Genomic DNA, 20,107 nt, shown 5'->3' on the forward strand with positions numbered 1-20,107 from the left:
CTACACGCAAGATATTTCCGATTGTTGATCAGTTTGGCTGGTAGAAGTGTCAGGTTTTTGATCTTGTACTGCGTGTTACCGTCCGTCTATTAAAATAATGGGAGACCGTTGGCGCTTGGTAGATTCAAATGCCGTGGTAATTTTTAAATGGGAATTATATTAATCAGACTAAATTGATTGATATTGTTTTGACTTTAATTTGAAGCAGGGGGCGGGATGAATTCGAATGACGATGGAAAGGCCGTGGGCAGCAGCCGGCGCGATTTTCTGACCGGGGCATTGAAGCTGACTTCCGTCGGCGCGCTGGCGGGATGGCTGCCGGCCGAGCAAGTCGGCGCGGCGCGGCTGGCCTGCGCGCAGCCGAGCAACTTTCCGGCCGATATCGCGTTGTACAAGCAGACTTTCCAGAACTGGGCCGGCGACATCAAGGTGGACGATGTCTGGTCCTGCGCGCCGCGTACGCCGGACGAGGTGGTGCGCGTCGCCAACTGGGCCAAGGACAATGGTTTCAAGGTGCGTCCGCGCGGCATGATGCACAACTGGTCGCCGCTGACGGTGGCGGCGGGCGCGGTCTGCCCGTCCATCATCCTGCTCGACACCACCCGCAACCTGACGGCGATGGCTATCGACGCCTCGGGTCCGGTGGCCAAGGTCACCGCGCAGACCGGCATCACGATGGAGGCGCTGCTGACCGGGCTGGAAACGGCCGGACTGGGCATGACGGCCACGCCGGCGCCGGGCGATCTGACGCTGGGCGGCGTGTTGGCGATCAACGGCCACGGCACCGCGATCCCGGCCAAGGGCGAGAGCCGGCAGGCCGGCGCCAGCTACGGCTCGGTCAGCAATCTGGTGCTGAGCCTGACGGCGGTGGTGTACGACACTGCCAGCCGCAGCTACGCGCTGAAAAAGTTCTCCCGCAACGACGCGCAGATCGCGCCGCTGCTGGCCCATGTCGGCCGCTCGCTGATCGTCGAGGCCACGCTGCAGGTGGCGCAGAATCAGCGGTTGCGCTGTCAAAGCTGGTTCAACATCCCCTCTAGCGAAATGTTCGCCCCGGCGGGCAGCGGCGGCAGGACTTTCGCCAGCTATCTGGACAGCGCCGGCCGGGCGGAGGCGATCTGGTTCCCGTTCACCACCAATCCGTGGTTGAAGGTGTGGAGCGTTTCCCCGAGCAAGCCCGCGTTCAGCCGCGAGACCACCCAGCCGTTCAATTACAGCTTCTCCGACAATCTGCCGAATGAAGTGACCGATCTGGCGAACAAGATCGTCAGCCTGGGCAACGGCAGCCTGACGCCGGCCTTCGGCAAGGCGCAGTTCGTCGCGGCCAGCGCCGGTCTGGTGGCGACGGGGACCTGGGACTTGTGGGGCTGGTCGAAGAATCTGCTGCTCTACGTCAGGCCGACGACGCTGCGCGTCACCGCCAATGGCTACGCGATACTGACCCGGCGCGAAAACGTGCAGCGCGTATTGAACGAGTTCACCACCTTCTATCAGGCCAGGGTGCAGGCTTATCAGCAGATGGGCCGCTATCCGATGAACGGTCCGGTGGAAATCCGCGTCACCGGCCTCGACGATCCGAGCGAAGTGGCGCTGGCCGGCAGCGTGGCGCCGGCGCTGTCGGCCATCCGTCCGCGACCCGATCATCCGGAATGGAATGTCGCGGTATGGCTGGACATCCTGACCCTGCCCGCCACGCCGTACGCGAATCAGTTCTACCGCGAGATCGAGCAGTGGATCCTGTCCAACTTCAGCGGTTCCTATGCGGCGGTGCGGCCGGAGTGGTCCAAGGGCTGGGGCTATAGCGATCAGGCGGCGTGGTCCGACGCCAATGTCTTGCAGGCTACGATACCGAACGCCTTCCGCGCGGGACAGGTCGCCAACAACTGGGACGCCTCCAAGGCGGCGCTGGCGAGCTACGATCCGTACCGGCTGTTCTCGTCGCCGCTGCTCGACAGCCTGGGCATCTGAGCCAACCGTTCCTGACCGGGCAACCGGCGGCGCCTTGATCGGCGCCGCCGGTTTTTCATTTGGCGGATCATGGCCGCCGCTATGATAAAATGCGCGGTTTGCAATGCATTGATTCGATGGGAAGCCGCGATGGCGAAGAGACAGGAAGAGAAGTTGGACGAGGAAACGCTGGCGCTGCTGGCCTGGTGCGCGGAGGTGGAGACGCATCTGGTCGCCGCCGGCGCCACCGAAGCCGAGGCGCAGGAACATATCGAGGAACAGGCCGAGTGGTACACCGACCAGTTCTTCGACGGCCTGACGCCGGAAGAGGCCGCCAAGGCCGCGCTGGCATGAGGCAGCGCGTCGCCGTCATCGACTTCGAAACCAATGGCGCGTCGCCGGGGCGGGATTGCCGCGCCACCGAGATCGGCGTGGCGATGGTGGAGGACGGCCGCATCGTCGACCGTTTCCAGAGCCTGATGAACGCCGGCGTCTGGGTGCCGCCGATGATAGAACGGCTGACCGGCATCAGCAACGCGATGCTGAAGGACGCGCCGCCGGCCCGGCAGGTGATGGCCGAGGCGGCCCGCTTCGTCGGCGACACGCCGCTGGTCGCGCACAACGCCGGCTTCGACCGCAAGTTCTGGGACTACGAGCTGGCGCAGCTGGGGCTGGCGCGGCGGCAGGATTTCGCCTGCACCGTGCTGTTGTCGCGCCGCCTGCTGCCGCAAGCGCCGGACCACAAGCTGGGCACGCTGGCGCGTTGGGCCGGCTTGCCCGATACCGGGCGCGCCCACCGCGCGCTGGCGGACGCCGAGATGGCGGCGCAGCTATGGCTGTTTCTGGCCGACACGCTGGGCCGGCAGTTCCATCTGGCGGACCTCGACCACGCCTTGTTGTGCAAGCTGCAGAAGGTCGCCGCCGCCAAGATCGGGCCGTATCTGAAGGAGTTGCGGACCGCGATGCCGGCGTGAGCAAACGGAAGCCCAGGCTTCCGTTTGTCGTTTGTGGCCGGTTCGCTGGGCAGCTGTTGTTTGTTTTCCGGCGCGGCGAGCGCCAGAAAGGACGTGACGAGATGAGTCCGATACACCAGGCGGCCCGCCAGGGTTTCGCCAAGGAGGCGCAAGCCTACGAACGGGGCCGGCCGGCGTATTCGCCGGACTTGGCCGGCTGGTTGCGCGAGAGCCTGGGCGTCGACGCCGGCACGGTGGCGCTGGATCTGGGCGCCGGCACCGGCAAATTCACCCGTCTGCTGGCCGGCGTCGCCGGCGAGGTGGCGGCGGTGGAGCCGGTGGACCAGATGCGCGCCGAGTTGCAGGCCGGCCTGCCGGGGCTGAAGGCCCTGAAAGGGACGGCCGAGTCGATTCCATTGCCGGACGCCTCGGTCGACGTCGTCACCTGCGCGCAGGCCTTCCACTGGTTCGCCAGCGAGGATGCGTTGCGCGAAATCCACCGGGTGTTGAAGCCCGGCGGCCGGCTGGGACTGGTATGGAACGTGCGCGACGAATCCTGCCGTTGGGTCGCGAAAATCACAGGCCTGCTGGCGCCGTACGAGGGCGACACGCCGCGCTTCCATTCGGGCCGATGGCGGCTGCCGTTCGAATCGTCGCGGTATTTCTCCGCGCCGGAGCCGAGCGTGCTGCCGCACAGCCATATCGGTCCGCCGGAGCGGGTGATCGTCGACCGTTCGCTATCGGTCAGCTTCATCGCCGCGCTGCCGGACGATGAAAAACGGCGCTTCGCCGAAGCGTTGCGCCGTTTGATCGCCAGCGATCCGGACTTGAGCGGCAGGGAGGAGGTGGCGTTTCCCTACCGCACCGAGGCCTACCGCTGCGTCCGCCTGTAGCGCCGCTCAGTCTATCTGCAGCGGCGGGAAGGACTTGACCAGATCGTCGATGGCCTTGATCTCGGCCAGGAACGGCTCCAGCAGCGTCAGCGGCAGCGCGCTGGGGCCGTCGCACTTGGCTTCGGCCGGATTCGGGTGGGCCTCCAGGAACAGGCCGGCCAGGCCGACGGCCATGCCGGCGCGGGCCAGTTCGGCCACCTGGGCGCGGCGGCCGCCGGAGGCGGCGGCGCCGGCCTCGCGCTGCTGCAGCGAGTGGGTGACGTCGAAGATCACCGGGCGGTTGCCGCTGACCTTCTTCATCACGCCGAAGCCCAGCATGTCGACGACCAGATTGTCGTAGCCGTGGCAGCTGCCGCGGTCGCACAGGATCAGCTGCTCGTTGCCGGCCTCGACGAACTTCTCCACCACGTTCTGGATCTGCGGCGGGCTCATGAACTGCGGCTTCTTGATGTTGACGACGCGGCCGGTCTTGGCCAGCGCCACCACCAGATCGGTCTGGCGGGCCAGGAAGGCCGGCAGTTGCAGCACGTCGGCCACCTCGGCCACCGGCGCGGCCTGCCAAGGCTCGTGCACATCGGTGATCACCGGCACGCCGAAGGTGGATTTCACCGCCTCCAGAATCCTGACGCCTTCTTCCAGGCCTGGGCCGCGGTAGGAGTGGATGGACGAGCGGTTGGCCTTGTCGAAGCTGCCCTTGAACACATAGGGAATGCCCAGCTTCTGGGTGACGCGCACGTATTCCTCGGCGGCGCGCAGCGCCAGATCGCGCGATTCCAGCACATTGACGCCGCCGAACAGCGTGAACGGCATCTGGTTGCCGACGATGACGGACGGGGAGAGGGGGACGTTGATCAACGGAGTCTTCCTGTATTCGTGCGCGGCCGGACCGGTAGGTCGCGGCCGGATTGAGCAAAACGACATGATATACCCGCGGCGCGGCGCGGGCCATCCTCAGGCGCCGCCTTGGGTCACCACGTCGGGCACGGTGTCGGCGGAGCGGACGCAGCCGTCTACCGAGTCGATCAGGCCGTCCTTCTTCATGCCGCGGCACCATTCGGCCTTCAGCTTCAGCTTGGCCGAGCAGGCCTTGGCCGACGGTTTGGCCGGGTCGATCTTGTTCGCCTTCGCGGTAGCGAAGATGCAGGACTGCATCTTCGGGCTTTCGATCTCGTCCGACTCATTGCGCTGCTGGCAGACGGCGATGACCCAGTGCATGGGCTCGCCGGGCGCGCCGGCCGGGCAGGCGGCGAGGGTGGGCAGGCTGGTCGATGCCAGGACGAGGGCGATGAGGATGCTGCGCATGGTCCGGCTCCGGATTCGCGTACGGATTGTCGAGGGCGGGATCGTAGCATGGGCGTGGCGCCTTCGCGAGAGACGGCGCCATGCCGAGCGGGTATAGTGGGCGTTTCGCCGCCCAGCAAAGGATAAAGCCATGGCAGACCTGTCCGCCTTCCCGATCACCGGCAAGTGGCCGGCAAAACATCCCGACCGCCTGCAGCTGTACTCGCTGCCGACGCCGAACGGCGTCAAGGCCTCCATCATGCTGGAGGAGACCGGCCTGCCGTACGAGGCGCATCTGGTCAGCTTCGAGCGCGACGATCAGTTGTCGCCGGCCTTCCTGTCGCTGAATCCGAACAACAAGATCCCGGCCATCCTCGATCCCAACGGTCCAGACGGCAAGCCGCTGGCCTTGTTCGAATCCGGCGCCATCCTGATCTATCTGGCCGAGAAGACCGGCCAGCTGCTGCCCAGGGATCCGGCCGCGCGCTACCAGACCATGCAGTGGCTGATGTTCCAGATGGGCGGCATCGGACCGATGTTCGGCCAACTGGGCTTCTTCCACAAATTCGCCGGCAAGGATTACGAGGACAAGCGTCCGCGCGACCGCTACGCCGCCGAATCGCGTCGCCTGCTGCAAGTGCTGGAAGGCAGGATGGCGGACCGCGCCTGGATCATCGGCGACGAATACACCATCGCCGACATCGCCGTCTGGCCGTGGGTGCGCAATCTGGTCGGCTTCTACGGCGCAGGCGAGCTGGTCGGCTTCGACGACTTCCCCAACGTCCAGCGCGTGGCGCAGGCCTTTGCCGAGCGGCCGGCCGTCGCGCGCGGCCTGGCGATACCGGCGCGGGATTGAGACGGAAAGGAGAGGCGATGAGACTGCTATGCGTCGCGGCGCTGGCCGCGTTCTGCTGCGCCGCCGTGCAGGCGGCCGAGCCGTCCAAGGCCCAGATCGTCCGCTGGCTGGGCGATGTCGGCAAGGTGGAGCTGGGCGATGCCCGTCTGCTGACGCTGAAGGGCGGCGAGAAGGCTTATCTGGTGCCGGCGGACTTTCCCGATCAGGGGAGCAACTTCACGCAGGGCTATGTGCTGGCGCGTCCGGCGCTGGGCAAGGCCGTCGTGCTCAAGGATTTCGGCGGGCAAAACAGCGATGTGACAGTGCTGTCCCACGACAGCCGCAACGGCTATATGGTGATCCTGGGCAGCTCGAGCTCAGGCCAGGGCATCGCCAACGCCACGCATAGCGTCGTGCTGTTCGAAGGCTGGAAGCCGCGGGTGCTGTTCGCGGCGGACGAGGGGAACAATTTCGGCGACTGCGGCGACGAGGGCAAGGCCTGCGAGGGCAGCCAGGTCTTCCTGAATCCGCTGGCGGACCCCGATGACAAGCATCAGCTGGCGGTGACCACCGTCCGCTACGCCGGAACCGACGAGCGGCGCGCCAAGGTCAGCATCAGCGCCAAGGTGGTCACGCTGTCCTATCCGAAGTAAGGTCGGCAGGGCCGCGCCCACGGCCAGGCCCGCTTCCAGGCGGTTTCAGCGCGGCTTCTGACGCGGTTCGCGCAGGCTGCCGCTGTCCACCTTCCAGCCGCCGCCCTGTTCGAACTGCAGATAGCGGGCTTTCTCCTCGCCTTCCTTCCGGCGGGGCCTGGCCGGTTCATCGGACGGGCGGGGCGGATTCAGCCGGTAGCGGATCACGACGCCGCAGCGGCCCGGACCGCATTGCGGCGGCGTGCCGTAGCCGGAGATCGGCGTCAGCACGTCCCAGTCCGGTCCGCCCCGGTCATCGGCGAAATCGCGCGCGGCCGGGTCCGGCTGCGGCGGCGTTCGAGGCGCGCCGGCCGCCGGGGCGAGGGGCGCGGCCAGCGCCAGGCAGATCAGGGCAATGCTTTTGTTCATCGCGGCCTTCCTTATCGTTTTATTGCCGGCGTCCGGGTCGATTGTCAAAATTGCCGCCAGGCTCCCGGCGCGGTCGCTTCGTCGAATTAAGTTTCCCTTTTATATCGATTTCGGGTCGATGGTGCCAGTGAATTCGAGATTCATGGCGGATTGGTTTCGTCGGCGATGCCGTGTCGGGCGGGGCGGAATCGTGATGTCGGGACAAGGTCCGTGCCTGTCATTTTCTCTTGATAGACGCGCTCGAACCCGCTCGGATATAAGAGCCGAGACCTGGGCCGTCGCTGTGTTGGCACGGTCGCGCATCATCACAAAGAGAGCATCAGATGAAAAAGAAGATATCGCTGTTGTTGGCCGGCCTGGCGCTGGCGGCAAGCCAGGCGCAGGCCGCGCCCATGATCCTGGCGTATTACTCCGGCTACGCCGGCAATTACGCGGCCTTGACTCAATACGCGTCCAGCTTCAATGCCGTCGCCGTCGATTTCTACAATATCAGCGCCCAGGGCGTGGTGAAGGGCAACGGCGATCCGGCGCCGAGCGACGCCATCGCCTTTCTGCGCGGCAGGAAGATTCCCGCCTATGGCGCCGTGTCCAATGTCGACGGCAACGGCGACTGGAGCCCCGGCATCGCCCACGCGGTGTCGACCGCGGCGCAGGGCCGGGCGGTGGCCAATCTGGTGAAGTTCGCCCAGGATCAGCGCTTCGCCGGCATCAACGTCGATTTCGAGGCGGTGGCCCAGGGCGACCGCAACAATTTCAGCGCCTTCGTCCAGACGCTGGGGCGAGCGCTGCACGCCAAGGGCCTGAAGCTGATCGTCAGCGTGCCGGCCTTCTCCGCCAAGGACGAGAACCACGAGGCCAATTACGGCTACGATCTGCGCGCGCTGGGCGCGGTGGCCGACTATCTGCAGATCATGACCTACGACGAGGCGATTCCGGCCTGGGATCCGGGTCCGGTGGCCGGCTCCGGCTGGGTCGAGGACGATCTGGACTACGCGGTGGAGCGGGTGCCGGCGGCCAAGATATTGAGCGGCATCCAGGCCTACGGCTACGACTGGAAGCAGCCGGGCGACGGCGCGATGCTGTACTGGAAGGACACCCAGGCGCTGATCGCCCGCTACGGCGCGCAGCCGCGCTACGACGCCGCCTCCAACTCGCTGACTTTCGGCTACGATGCGGCCGACGGCAGCCGCCACACGGTGTGGACCGAGAATGCCCGCAGCGTGGCGCTGAAGGCCGGCCTGGTGAATGCCTATGGCCTCGGCGGCACGTCCTTGTACGCGCTGGGCATGGAGGACGCAGGCTTCTGGGCCGCGGTGGGGCAGGGGCTGGCGCGGCGATAACCGGCTTTCCGCAATAAAAAACCGGGCTTCGGCCCGGTTTTGTTTTGGCGCGCTCCTGGCTTACCAGTGGCCGCCCAGCGCGGCGATCAGCGCCACGCTGCCGGTGTACTGGCGGTTGACCACCGTCCACAGATTGTTCTCGGCGGCGATGCGGGCGTTCTGCGCCGACAGCACGTTCAGATAGGCGACGGTGCCGGCCTGGTACTGGTTGGTCGCGATGGTTTCCGCCCGCTTGGCGGAGGCCAGCGCCGCGGTCTGCATGTCGGATTCCTCCTTCAGCAGGCTTTGCGCCGACAGATTGTCCTCCACGCCCTGCAGCGCGGCCAGCACGGTCTGGCGGTAGCCGGCGACGCTGGCGTCGTAGGCGGCGATCGCCTGGTCGGTCTGGGCGCTGCGCAGGCCGGCGTCGAACAGCGTCAGCGCCAGCGACGGGCCGACCGACCAGATGCGGTTGGGCAGCGTCACCCAGTCGGCGAAGCTGGCGCCGCGGTAGCCGCCGCTGGCGCCCAGCGTCAGCGTCGGGAAGAAGGCGGACTTGGCGACGCCGATCTGGGCATTGGCGGCGGCCATATTGCGTTCCGCCTCGGCCACATCCGGGCGGCGTTCCAGCAGCGCCGACGGCAGGCCGGCCGGAATCTGCGGCAGGTGCGGCGTGGCCGCGGCCGGCGGCAGCGCGAAGCTGGCGGGCGCCTGGCCCAATTGGGCGGCGATCGCGTGCTCCAGCTGGGCGCGGGTCAGCCGCTTGTCCACCGTGGCCGCCTGCGCGGTGTTCCACTGGCTTTCGGCCGAGGCCACCGCGTCGTCGCCGACGATGCCGGCGGCGAACTGGTTGCGCGTCAGTTTCAGCGATTCGGCCAGCGCCTTCTCGCTGTCGCGCAGATTGGCCAGCTGCCGGTCGGCCACGACCAGCTGCAGATAGGCGGTGGCGAGCTGGGCCTGGCTGCTTAGCCGGATGGCGGCCAGCTGGGCCTCGGACGCCTGCTGCTTGGCCTTGCCGGCCTCCACTTCGCGCCGCACCGCGCCCCACAGGTCCACTTCCCAGCTGGCGGACAGGCCCAGGTTGTAGCTTGTCGAGGCGCCGGCGCCCGGCGTGGTCACGCCGCGGCTCTTGGACGCGTCGGCGCTCAATGACGGAAACAGTCCGGCCTCGGCCTGGCGCAGCTGGGCCTGGGCTTCGCGGTACTGCGCCTCGGCCTGGGCGATGGTGGGGCTCTGCTGATTCAAGGTGTTCATCAGACCGTTCAGCGTCGGGTCCTGGTACACCGCCCACCAGTCGCCGCGCGGCATCGCGTCCTGCGGCTCGGCGCTCTTCCAGCGGCCGTCCTCCTTGAAGCCGGCCGGTATGTCCAGCTTGGGTTTGACGTAGTCGGGGCCGACGGCGCAGCCGGCCAGCGCCAGCGCGGCGGCGATGGCGCACAGGCCGTGTTTCAGCGGTGTTCTTGTTCTATTCATGGCTATCATTCCTCTTTGCCGTCGGCCAGCGCGTGGCGGTGGCTGCCGCGCCATTTCAGGCACCACAGGCGGAAGCGGTCCAGATACAGGTAGACGATGGGGGTGGTGTACAGCGTCAGCAGCTGGCTGAGCAGCAGGCCGCCGACGATGGAGATGCCCAGCGGGGTGCGCATCTCGGCGCCGTCGCCGCGGCCCAGCGCCAGCGGCAGCGCGCCGAACAGCGCCGCCATCGTGGTCATCATGATCGGGCGGAAGCGCAGCAGGCAGGCCTGCAGGATGGCTTCCTGCGGCGGCAGCTTCTGCTCGCGCTCGGCGGTCAGCGCGAAGTCGATCATCATGATCGCGTTCTTCTTGACGATGCCTATCAGCAGCAGCACGCCGATCAGCGCGATGATGTTGAACTCGCCGCCGGTGGCCATCAGCGCCAGCAGCGCGCCGACGCCGGCCGACGGCAGGGTGGAGATGATGGTGATCGGGTGGACCACGCTCTCGTACAGCATGCCCAGCACGATGTAGACCGCCACCAGCGCCGCCAGGATCAGGAAGGGCTGGCTGTCCAGCGAGGCCTGGAACGACTTGGCCGTGCCCTGGAAACTGGCGTGTATGCTGCTGGGCAGGCCGATGTCGGCGATGGCCTTGTCTATCGCCAGGGTGGCGTCGGACAGCGAATAGCCCGGCGGCAGATTGAACGATATCGTGGTGGCCGCGAACTGGCTCTGGTGATTGACCGACAGCGAGGTGTTGGTCGGCTTCCAGCTGGCGAAGGCCGACAACGGCGTGGGCGACCCGCCCGGCGTCTGCAGATAGATGTCGCGCAGGCTTTCCGGACTCTGCCAATACTGCGGCGCCACCTCCAGCACCACGTGGTACTGGTTCAGCGCGTTGTAGATGGTAGAGACCTGGCGCTGGCCGAAGGCGTCGTTCAAGACCGAGTCCACCTGCGACTGGGTCAGGCCCAGCCTGGCCATCGCCGCGCGGTCGAAGTTCAGCGAGGTTTGCAGGCCCTTCACTTCTTGGTCGTTGTTCAGGTCGGCCAGGAAGGGGATCTTGCTCATCGCCAGCTGCACCTTCGGCGTCCATTCGCGCAGCACGTTCAGATCGTCGCCCTGCAGCGTGTACTGGTATTGCGCGTTGCTGGCGCGGCCGCCGATGCGGATGTCCTGCACCGACTGCAGGAACAACTGGGCGCCCGGTTCCTTGGCCAGCTTCTTGCGCAGCCGGGCGATCACCTGGTCGGCGTTCTCCTGGCGTTCGGACAAGGGCTTCAAGCTGACGAACATGTTCGCGCCGTTGCGCTGGCCGCCGCCGGTGAAGCCGACGACCTTGTCCACCGCCGGATCGGCGCCGACCACGTTGATGAAGCGCTGCAGTTTGATCTGCATCGCCTGGAAGGAGATGCTCTGGTCGGCGCGTATCATGCCGGTCAGGCGGCCGGTGTCCTGCTGCGGGAAGAAGCCCTTGGCGATCACCACGTAGAGGAAGACGTTCAGCGCGACGGTGGCGCCCAGAATGACCATCATCAAGCGGCTGTGGCGCAGCGCCCAGGAGAGCGAGCGGCGGTAGCCGTCCAGCATCGCGTCGAACATCCGCTCGCTCCAGCGGAACAGCCGGCCCGGCTCCTGGTGCGCGTCGTGGGTTTTCAGCCAGCGCGCGCACAACATGGGCGTCGTCGTCAGCGACACCACCAGCGACACCATGATGGCCACCGACAACGTGACGGCGAACTCGCGGAACAGCCGGCCGATGATGCCGCCCATCAGCAGTATCGGGATGAAGACCGCGATCAGCGAGATGCTCATCGACAGCACGGTGAAGCCGACCTCGCGCGCGCCCTGCAAGGCCGCCTGGAACGGTTTCATGCCGTCCTCGATGTGGCGCGAGATGTTCTCCAGCACCACGATGGTGTCGTCGACGACGAAACCGGTGGCGATGGTCAGCGCCATCAGGCTGAGGTTGTTCAGCGAGAAACCGGCCATATACATCACGGCGAAGGTGCCCACCAGCGACACCGGCACGGTGATGGCCGGTATCGCGGTGGCGCGGCCGTTGCGCAAGAAGACGAAGACCACCAGGATCACCAGCGCGATCGAGATCGCCAGCGAGCGCTCCACCTCGGACAGCGAGGCGCGGATGGTGGGCGTGCGGTCCATCACCTGGTTGATCTTGATCGCCGGCGGGATGGAGGCCTGCAACTGCGGCAGCAGCGCCTTGACCCGGTCGACGGTGTCGATGATGTTGGCGCCGGGCTGGCGGAACAGGATCAGCATCACCGCCGGCTGCTTGCCCAGCATGCCGGCGTTGCGCAGATCGACCACCGAATCCTTGACCTCGGCCACGTCGGAGATGCGCACCGCGCTGCCGTTTTGGTAGCTGACGATCAAGGGCAGGTAGTCGCCGGCCTTGCCGGCCTGATCGTTGGCCTGCACCTGCCAGTGGCGGTCGTCGTTCTCCAGGAAGCCCTTCGGACGATTGGCGTTGGTGCTGGTGATGGCGGCGCGCACTGTCTCCATGCCGATGCCGTAGTGGCTCAGCTGCATCGGGTTCATTTCCACCCGCACCGCCGGCTGGGCGCCGCCGCCTATGATGACGTTGCCTATGCCGTCCACCTGCGACAGCTTCTGGCCCAGGATGGAGTCGGCCGCGTCGTACATCTGGCCGCGGGTCAGGCTGTCCGAGGTCAGCGCCATGATCATGATGGGCGCGTCGGCCGGATTCACCTTGCGGTAGGTCGGATTGGACGGCATGCCGGTCGGCAGCAACGAGCGGGCGGCGTTGATCGCCGCCTGCACGTCGCGCGCGGCGCCGTTGATGTCGCGGTCCAGGTCGAATTGCAGCGTGATGTTGGTGGAGCCCAGCGAGCTGGACGAGGTCATTTCGGTGATGCCGGCGATCCGGCCCAGCGCGCGTTCCAGCGGGGTGGCCACCGTGGCGGCCATCGTCTCCGGACTGGCGCCGGGCAGCTTGGCCGACACCGAGATGGTGGGGAAGTCCACCTGCGGCAGCGGCGACACCGGCAGCAGCTTGAACGCGATCAGGCCGGCCAGCAGGATGCCCAGCGTCAGCAGCGTGGTGGCCACCGGCCGGCGGATGAACGGTGCCGACGGAATCATGCGTCCACCTCTTGCACCAGCTCGGGCTTGTCCTTGCGGCCGAAGCGGCGCGCCAGCCGGTCGAAGGCCAGATAGATCACCGGCGTGGTGAACAGCGTCAGCACCTGGCTGACCATCAGGCCGCCGACCATGGTGATGCCCAGCGGCTGGCGCAGCTCGGAACCCATGCCGCCGCCCAGCATCAGCGGCAGCGCGCCCAACAGCGCCGCCATCGTGGTCATCAGGATGGGGCGGAAGCGCAAGAGGCAGGCCTGGTAGATCGCCTCGCGCGGCGCCATCCCCTGTTCGCGCTCGGCTTCTAGCGCGAAGTCTATCATCATGATCGCGTTCTTCTTGACGATGCCGATCAACAGGATGATGCCGATGATGGCGATCACCGACAGGTCGGTGCCGGACACCATCAGCGCCAAGAGCGCGCCGATGCCGGCGGAGGGCAGGGTGGACAGAATCGTGATCGGATGGATATAGCTCTCGTACAGCACGCCCAGCACGATGTACATGGTGACGATGGCGGCCAGGATCAGCCACAGCGTGTTGGACAAGGACGCCTGGAAGGCCATCGCCGCGCCCTGGAACTTGGTGTCCATGCTGGCCGGCAGGCCCAGGTCGGTCTCGGCCTGGCGGATCGCGTCCACCGCCTCGCCCAGCGACGCGCCCTGCTTCAGGTTGAACGAGATCGTCGTCGTCGGGAACTGGCCCAGGTGGTTGATCGCCAGCGACGCCGGGCGCTCTTCTATCGTGGCCACCGCGTCCAGCGGCACCGGCCCGCCGGCGGCGGTCGGCACATAGATGCCCTTCAGCGACAGCGGGTCGCGCTGGTGGTCCTTGTCCACCTCTAGCACCACGCGGTACTGGTTGGTCTGGGTGAATATGGTGGAGATCAGCCGCTGGCCGAAGGCGTCGTACAGCGCGTTGTCGACGGCCGCTGTGGTGACGCCGAGGCGGGAGGCGACGTCGCGGTTGATGTTGACGTAGGCCTGCAGGCCCTTGTCCTGCAGGTCGCTGGCGACGTCGGCCAGCGCCGGCTCCTGCTGCAGCCGGTGCACCAGCTTGGGCACCCAGGTAGACAGATCGTCCTGGCTGGTGGCCTGCAAGGTGAACTGGTACTGGGTGCGACTGACGCGCGCGTCTATCGTCAGGTCCTGCACCGCCTGCAGGTACAGCGACATGCCGGGCACCTCGTCGGCGCGCTGCTGCAGCCGCGAGAGCACGGTGCGGATATCGTCGCGCTCGCCCTTGGGTTTCAGATTGATCAGCAGGCGGCCGCTGTTCAGCGTGGCGTTGGTGCCGTCGACGCCGATGAAGGACGACAGGCTGTCCACCGCCGGGTCTTTCAGCAGTTGCTCGGCCAGCTTCTCCTGGCGGTCGGCCATCGCGCTGAAGGAGATCGATTGCGAGGCCTCGCTGATGCCCTGTATCGCGCCGGTGTCCTGCAAGGGGAAGAAGCCTTTCGGTACCCAGACGTACATCGCGGCGGTCAGCGCCACGGTGCCGACGGCCACCAAGAGCGTGGTCTTCTGGCGGTCCAGCACCCAAGTCAGCATCTTGCCGTAGCGGGCGATGATGTCGTCGAAGAACTTGCCGCTGGCGTGGTAGAAGCGGCCCTGTTTCTCCTCCGGCACGTGCTTCAGCAGCCGCGCGCACATCATAGGCGTCAGCGTCAGCGAGATGAAGGCGGAGATCAGGATGGACACCGCCAGCGTGATGGCGAACTCGCGGAACAGCCGGCCGACCACGTCGCCCATGAACAACAGCGGAATCAGCACCGCGATCAGCGAGATGGTCAGCGAGATGATGGTGAAGCCGATCTGCTTGGAGCCCTTCAAGGCCGCCTCCATCGGCTTGTCGCCTTCCTCGATGTAGCGGGCGATGTTTTCTATCATCACGATGGCGTCGTCGACGACGAAGCCGGTGGCGATGGTCAGCGCCATCAGCGTCAGGTTGTTGATCGAGAAGCCGGTCAGATACATCACGCCGAAGGTGCCCACCAGCGACAGCGGCACCGCCACTGCCGGAATGATGGTGGCCGGCACATTGCGCAGGAAGACGAAGATCACCATCACCACCAGCGCGATGGCCAGCATCAGCTCGAACTCCACGTCCTCGACCGAGGCGCGTATGGTCACGGTGCGGTCGCTGAGCACGGCGACGTCGACCGAGCCGGGCAGCGTGGATTTCAGTTGCGGCAGCAGCGATTTGATGCGGTCGGTCACCTGGATCACGTTGGCGCCGGGCTGGCGCTGCACGTTCAGGATGACGGCCGGCGTGGTGCCGGACCAGGCGGCCAGCCGCACGTTCTCGGCCGACTCCACCACCTTGGCCACGTCCCTGACGTAGACCGGCGCGCCGTTCTGATAGGCGACGATGACCTTTTTGTAGTCGTCGGCCGATTGCAGCTGGTCGTTGCCGTCCACGGTGGACGCCTGCAGCGGGCCGTCGAAGCTGCCCTTGGCCTGGTTGACGTTGGCGTTGGCGATGGCGGTGCGGATGTCCTCCAGCGTCAGTCCGCGCGAAGCCAGCGCCTTCGGATTGCTCTGGATGCGCACGGCCGGGCGTTGGCCGCCGCTGATGCTGACCAGGCCGACGCCGGGCACCTGCGACAGCTTCTGCGCCAGCCGGGTGTCGACCATGTCTTCCAGCTTGGTCAGCGGCAGCGTCGGCGAGCTGACGGCGATGGTCAGGATGGGCGTGTCGGCCGGATTGACCTTGTTGTAGATAGGCGGACTGGGCAGGTCGGCCGGCAGCAGGTTGCCGGCGGCGTTGATCGCCGCCTGCACTTCCTGTTCGGCCACGTCCAGCGTCAGGTCCAGGCTGAACTGCAGCGTGATCACCGAGGCGCCGCCGGAGCTGGACGAGGACATTTGCGACAGGCCCGGCATCTGGCCGAACTGGCGCTCCAGCGGCGCGGTGACCGACGAGGTCATCACGTCCGGGCTGGCGCCGGGATACAGCGTCACCACCTGGATGGTCGGGTAATCGACTTCGGGCAGCGCCGACACCGGCAGCATGCGCCAGGCCACCAGGCCGGTCAGCAAGATGGCGACCATCAGCAAGGTGGTGGCCACCGGCCGCGTAATGAACGGACGAGAGGGATTCATGCCGTGTCCTTGCTCAGTTGGCCGCGGAGGCGTGGCGCTTGCCCCAGGCGCCGGTGCCGTGCTTCTTGCGGGGCTTGGCCTCGCTGGCCGCCGCCGACGCCGCCTCCTTGGCCTGGGCCGCGCGGTCTATCACCTTGACCTGGGCGCCGTCGCGCAGTTTGTCCACGCCGTCTATCACCACCCGCTGGCCCGGCTTCAGGCCGTCCTCGATGATGGTGTTGTCGCCGGAGGCCGGACCGGTCCTGACCTTGGCGATGCTGACGGTGGCGTCGCCGCCGACGGTGTAGACGTAATTGCCGACCTTGCCCAGCTGCACCGCCACCGTCGGCACCACCACCGCGTCCTTGCGCACGCCCAGCTGCAGGTTGACGTTGACGAACTGGTTGGGGAACAAGCGCTGCTTGTCGTTGGCGAACCTGGCCTTGATGTTGATGGTGCCGGTGCTGGTGTTCAGCTGGTTGTCCAGCGCCAGCAGCGTGCCGTCGGCCAGCTTGTGGCGGTTGTCGCGGTCCCAGGCTTCCACCCGCAGCGACTTGTCGGCGGCGGCGGCCTGCAGCACCGCGCTCAGATTGACTTCGGGAATCGCGAACACCACGTTGATCGGCTGGGTCTGGGTGATCACCACCACGCCGTTGGCGTCGCTGGCATGCACCACATTGCCGGGGTCGACCTGGCGCAGGCCGACGCGGCCGCTGACCGGCGCGGCGATGCGGGTGTAATCGACGTTGACGCGGGCGGCGGCGACGGCGCCCTGGTCGACTTTGACCGTGCCCTCGTATTGGTGGACCAGCGCCTGCTGGGTGTCGACCTGCTGCTTGGCGATGGAGTTCTGGCTGGCCAGCTGCTGATAGCGGGCCAGGTCCAGCCTGGCGTTTTCCAGCAGCGCCTTGTCGCGCAGCAGCTGGCCCTCGGCCTGGGTCAGCGCCGCCTGGTAGGGGCGGGCGTCCAGCTCGGCCAGCAGCTGGCCCTGCTTGACCAACTGGCCTTCGTCGAAATGGATCTTCTCCAACTGGCCGTCGACCCGGCTGCGCACGGTCACGGTATAGGTCGAGTTGACGGTGCCCAGCGCGTTCAGCTGCAGCGGCGCGTCCATGGTCTGCACCGTCGCCACGCCGACCGCCATCGGCGCGCCGCCCTTGTTCCTGGCGGCGGCCTCCCGCGCGTTCTGGCTGTGCTGGTGCCACCACCAGCCGCCGCCCAGAACGGCGATGACGGCGATGACTAAGGGCAGGCGCTTGGTTTTGGCGGGCGTGGGGGTCGACATGCGGTGTGCTCCGGACGGACGGTTCGCTTGTTATTGATGGGGCAGAGCATGACATTATTTCATGCTTTCTGCCGCAGTTATGCTGATAAACCAGCATTCTATAGCTGGCATCACTGCGTTGAAGAATGAATGAATAATATGAGTCTGGTTTGAGCGGGGATTCGCTTTGTGTTGTGAATTGTTAATTAAAAAAGAGCGTTTGATTTTTATATTGTCCGCCGCGAATGGCCCGCCGCCGTAAGGCCTTGGCGGAGCGGGATTTGCCGATTTCCCATCGGCGCCGCGCGGTCTGCCGGTGTTTTTACCATTTATTTACATTGCATGGCCGAATCATTGCCGACTTTTATTCTTCCTGCTCGGGAATGCCCGGCCAAGCGCGCTTTGCGTTGCGAGCGGGTGGACGGAAAGGGCGGACGGGTGGCGGCGGGCGCGGCTTGCCGGCGCTGGTTTTTCTTTCATTTTCGAACATGACATCTTCGTTTTTTGCGCAAATCGTTCAATCCGGACTAGGCAATGCCGGCGAACGATGTCATTCTTTTCCGCTTTGATTATTCGGACCCGGTTTTCGACCAGCCGGGCGGCGCGGGCGCTTGCCGCGCGGCAGAACGATAGAGTGAGTTGGATATGAACAAGAAACAAGACGCGCCGGAGTTGAGGCGCTCGCTGCAGGCGCGCCACTTGTCGATGATCGCCATCGGCGGCTCGATCGGCACCGGCCTGTTCCTGGCTTCCGGCGCCACCATCTCCGGCGCCGGCGCCGGCGGGGCGCTGCTGGCCTACGCGCTGGTCGGCCTGATGGTCTACTTCCTGATGACCAGCCTGGGCGAGATGGCGGCCTTCATGCCGGTGTCCGGCTCCTTCCAGGTCTACGGCTCGCGCTTTGTCGATCCGGCCTTCGGCTTCGCCCAGGGCTGGAACTACTGGTACAACTGGGCCATCACGGTGGCGGTGGAACTGGCCGCGGCCTCCATCATCATGAACTACTGGTTCCCCGGCATGCCGGGCGTGGTGTGGAGCGGCGGCTTCCTGGCCATCATCTTCGCGCTGAACTACTTCTCGGTGAAGGGCTTCGGCGAGGCCGAGTTCTGGTGCTCGATGCTGAAGGTGGCCACCATCGTCGCCTTCATCATCATCGGTTTCATGATGATTTTCGGCATCATGACCGAGCCGAACCCGAACCGCATCGCGCCGGGCCTGTCGGTGATGATGCAGGGCGAGGGCCCCTTCGTCGGCGGCCTGGCCGCCTTCGTCGGCGTCGCCATGGTGGTGGGCTTCTCCTTCCAGGGCACCGAGCTGATCGGCGTCGCCGCCGGCGAGTCCGCCAATCCGGGGCGCACCATTCCGCGCGCGGTGCGGCAGATCTTCTGGCGCATCCTGATGTTCTACATGCTGTCCATCCTGATCATCGGCCTGATCCTGCCGCACAACGACCCGTCGCTGCTGAAGAACGACATGAAGGACGTCGGCGCCAGCCCGTTCACGCTGGTGTTCAACCGCGCCGGCCTCGCTTTCGCCGCCAGCCTGATGAACGCGGTGATCCTGTCGGCCATCCTGTCTGCCGGCAATTCCGGCATGTACGCGTCCACCCGCATGCTGTACGCGATGGCCAAGAACGGCATGGCGCCGAAGGCCTTCGGCAAGCTCAGCGACAACGGCGTGCCGCGCAACGCGCTGTATGCGACCATGCTGGTGGCCTGCCTGTGCTTCCTGACCTCGCTGTTCCAGAGCAACGCGGTCTATATGTGGCTGCTGAACTCGTCCGGCATGACCGGCTTCATCGCCTGGCTGGGCGTGGCGATCAGCCACTACCGCTTCCGTCGCGCCTATGTGAGGCAGGGCTACAGCCTGGCCGATCTGCCGTACAAGGCCAGGTGGTTCCCGCTGGGGCCGCTGTTCGCCTTCGCGCTGTGCCTGTTGATCATGCTGGGCCAGAACTACACCGCCTTCACCGCCGCCAAGGTGGACTGGAACGGGGTGATCGCCACCTATCTGGGCATTCCGCTGTTCCTGGCGCTGTGGTGGGGCTACCGCGCCAAGCACAAGACCCGCATGGTGCCGCTGGACAAGATCGAGCTGGCCGAGGCGCATCGCAAGGCGCTGGATCTGCGCGAGGAAGGCGGCGGCAAGCTGGCCGCCAGCAAAGCGTGATTTTGACGACAGGCCCCGGCGGGGCCTGTTTTTTCATCAGCCATCGCGCCCATCGGGCGCGGCTTGTCGCACCGGGGGGAGAAGCCATCGCATGAGTCCTCAACAAATCGTGGGAATGGCGGCCAGACTGTTTGCGCTGTGGCTGATCATGATCGCCTTGCAGGGCCTGAGCATGGCCGTGGCGCTGGCCAAGCAGTACTCTGGCGGCGAAGGCGCGGCGATGTTCTATGTCATGCCGCTGCTGCCATTGTTGCTGGCGGCCTTTCTCTGGTCTTGCCCGATGTTCGTCGCGCAGAAGCTGCTGCCGCGGACCGACGGTGCGAACACCTTGAGCGTTCCCGGCCGCGAGCTGCTGGCCGCCGGGGTGGCCATTCTCGGCATCTGGACGCTATTGCGCGTATTGCCGCCGTTGTTTGCCGTTTTGGGTTTGGCGATGGTCAATCGTCCGATGTTGGGGTATTACTTCACCCCGGATCGTCTCGTCGATTTGTCCAGCAGCGCGCTGGAGGCCGGACTGGGCATATTCCTGGCGGCCAGACCAAGGCTGGTGGCGCGCAAGATCATGCCGGGCGAAGCGGTTTCGACTGGCCGCGAATAGCCTTGGCGGCGGCATCGGAAGCGTGCCGAACCGTTTGACGACGGTAAATGTAAAAGCCCGCTGGCAAGCGGGCTTTTTTACGTTTACATTTATGGTCCTGAAAAGATTTTAAACACCCGCCAGCGGA

Annotated in this window: 16 protein-coding genes; 9 read left to right on the top strand and 7 right to left on the bottom strand. The window is 66.0% G+C overall.

Translation table 11 applies throughout. The features are described 5' to 3' along the window. Window positions 1–216: 216 nt before the first annotated feature. From CXB49_RS08025 to CXB49_RS08040, 4 genes are all read left to right on the top strand, one after another. Window positions 217–1,968 carry a cholesterol oxidase substrate-binding domain-containing protein gene (locus tag CXB49_RS08025; RefSeq protein WP_101707903.1) on the top strand — a complete coding sequence of 584 codons (1,752 nt, stop codon included), beginning with the start codon at window positions 217–219 and terminating at the stop codon, window positions 1,966–1,968. A gap of 129 nt (window positions 1,969–2,097) precedes the next feature. Beyond that, window positions 2,098–2,301, top strand: coding sequence for a hypothetical protein (locus CXB49_RS08030; RefSeq protein WP_101707904.1), 204 nt, complete (start codon window positions 2,098–2,100; stop codon window positions 2,299–2,301). Continuing rightward, on the top strand, window positions 2,298–2,921 hold the full coding sequence (locus tag CXB49_RS08035) for a PolC-type DNA polymerase III (RefSeq protein ID WP_101707905.1): 624 nt from the start codon (window positions 2,298–2,300) through the stop codon (window positions 2,919–2,921). Before CXB49_RS08030 ends, CXB49_RS08035 begins: the two co-directional genes overlap by 4 nt. A gap of 101 nt (window positions 2,922–3,022) precedes the next feature. Next, the gene (locus CXB49_RS08040; protein WP_101707906.1) at window positions 3,023–3,793 is read left to right on the top strand and encodes a class I SAM-dependent methyltransferase; all 771 of its coding nucleotides are present in this window, start codon (window positions 3,023–3,025) and stop codon (window positions 3,791–3,793) included. 6 nt (window positions 3,794–3,799) lie between these two features. Here CXB49_RS08040 and kdsA read toward each other — a convergent pair whose 3' ends face one another. Both kdsA and CXB49_RS08050 read right to left on the bottom strand, forming a co-directional pair. After that, window positions 3,800–4,648: a 3-deoxy-8-phosphooctulonate synthase gene (gene kdsA / locus CXB49_RS08045; protein ID WP_101707907.1), complete on the bottom strand. Its 849-nt coding sequence runs from the start codon at window positions 4,646–4,648 to the stop codon at window positions 3,800–3,802. Between the two features lie 96 nt (window positions 4,649–4,744). After that, window positions 4,745–5,095: a hypothetical protein gene (locus tag CXB49_RS08050; protein ID WP_101707908.1), complete on the bottom strand. Its 351-nt coding sequence runs from the start codon at window positions 5,093–5,095 to the stop codon at window positions 4,745–4,747. A gap of 130 nt (window positions 5,096–5,225) precedes the next feature. Between CXB49_RS08050 and CXB49_RS08055 the strand changes: the two genes are divergently transcribed. Both CXB49_RS08055 and CXB49_RS08060 read left to right on the top strand, forming a co-directional pair. Then, a complete protein-coding gene (locus CXB49_RS08055) occupies window positions 5,226–5,930 on the top strand; it encodes a glutathione binding-like protein (protein WP_101707909.1) in 705 nt (234 codons plus the stop codon). A gap of 17 nt (window positions 5,931–5,947) precedes the next feature. Continuing rightward, window positions 5,948–6,562 (top strand): hypothetical protein, encoded by a 615-nt coding sequence (locus tag CXB49_RS08060; protein WP_101707910.1) that lies wholly within the window; start codon window positions 5,948–5,950, stop codon window positions 6,560–6,562. 45 nt (window positions 6,563–6,607) lie between these two features. Here the strand turns inward: CXB49_RS08060 and CXB49_RS08065 are convergent, their stop codons facing one another. Further along, window positions 6,608–6,970, bottom strand: coding sequence for a hypothetical protein (locus CXB49_RS08065; RefSeq protein ID WP_101707911.1), 363 nt, complete (start codon window positions 6,968–6,970; stop codon window positions 6,608–6,610). 323 nt (window positions 6,971–7,293) lie between these two features. On the opposite strand from CXB49_RS08065, the gene CXB49_RS08070 reads away from it, so the two are divergent. After that, window positions 7,294–8,310, top strand: a complete 1,017-nt coding sequence (locus CXB49_RS08070) for a glycosyl hydrolase family 18 protein (RefSeq protein WP_233492985.1) — start codon at window positions 7,294–7,296, stop codon at window positions 8,308–8,310. A 60-nt stretch (window positions 8,311–8,370) separates the two neighbouring features. On the opposite strand, the gene CXB49_RS08075 is transcribed toward CXB49_RS08070, so the two are convergent. The 4 genes from CXB49_RS08075 to CXB49_RS08090 are packed head-to-tail and all read right to left on the bottom strand — an operon-like array spanning window position 8,371 to window position 17,234. Next, window positions 8,371–9,762, bottom strand: coding sequence for an efflux transporter outer membrane subunit (locus CXB49_RS08075; RefSeq protein ID WP_199406805.1), 1,392 nt, complete (start codon window positions 9,760–9,762; stop codon window positions 8,371–8,373). A 5-nt stretch (window positions 9,763–9,767) separates the two neighbouring features. Continuing rightward, window positions 9,768–12,872 carry a multidrug efflux RND transporter permease subunit gene (locus tag CXB49_RS08080; RefSeq protein WP_101707913.1) on the bottom strand — a complete coding sequence of 1,035 codons (3,105 nt, stop codon included), beginning with the start codon at window positions 12,870–12,872 and terminating at the stop codon, window positions 9,768–9,770. Beyond that, window positions 12,869–15,970: an MdtB/MuxB family multidrug efflux RND transporter permease subunit gene (locus CXB49_RS08085; RefSeq protein ID WP_101707914.1), complete on the bottom strand. Its 3,102-nt coding sequence runs from the start codon at window positions 15,968–15,970 to the stop codon at window positions 12,869–12,871. Before CXB49_RS08085 ends, CXB49_RS08080 begins: the two co-directional genes overlap by 4 nt. Before the next feature lie 13 nt (window positions 15,971–15,983). Continuing rightward, a complete protein-coding gene (locus tag CXB49_RS08090) occupies window positions 15,984–17,234 on the bottom strand; it encodes an MdtA/MuxA family multidrug efflux RND transporter periplasmic adaptor subunit (RefSeq protein ID WP_101707915.1) in 1,251 nt (416 codons plus the stop codon). A 624-nt stretch (window positions 17,235–17,858) separates the two neighbouring features. On the opposite strand from CXB49_RS08090, the gene CXB49_RS08095 reads away from it, so the two are divergent. Continuing rightward, window positions 17,859–19,382 (top strand): amino acid permease, encoded by a 1,524-nt coding sequence (locus CXB49_RS08095; RefSeq protein WP_101707916.1) that lies wholly within the window; start codon window positions 17,859–17,861, stop codon window positions 19,380–19,382. A 115-nt stretch (window positions 19,383–19,497) separates the two neighbouring features. Further along, the gene (locus CXB49_RS08100; protein ID WP_101707917.1) at window positions 19,498–19,980 is read left to right on the top strand and encodes a hypothetical protein; all 483 of its coding nucleotides are present in this window, start codon (window positions 19,498–19,500) and stop codon (window positions 19,978–19,980) included. Window positions 19,981–20,107 lie beyond the last annotated feature (127 nt).

The organism is Chromobacterium sp. ATCC 53434 (assembly GCF_002848345.1).
Taxonomy (GTDB): Bacteria; Pseudomonadota; Gammaproteobacteria; order Burkholderiales; family Chromobacteriaceae; genus Chromobacterium.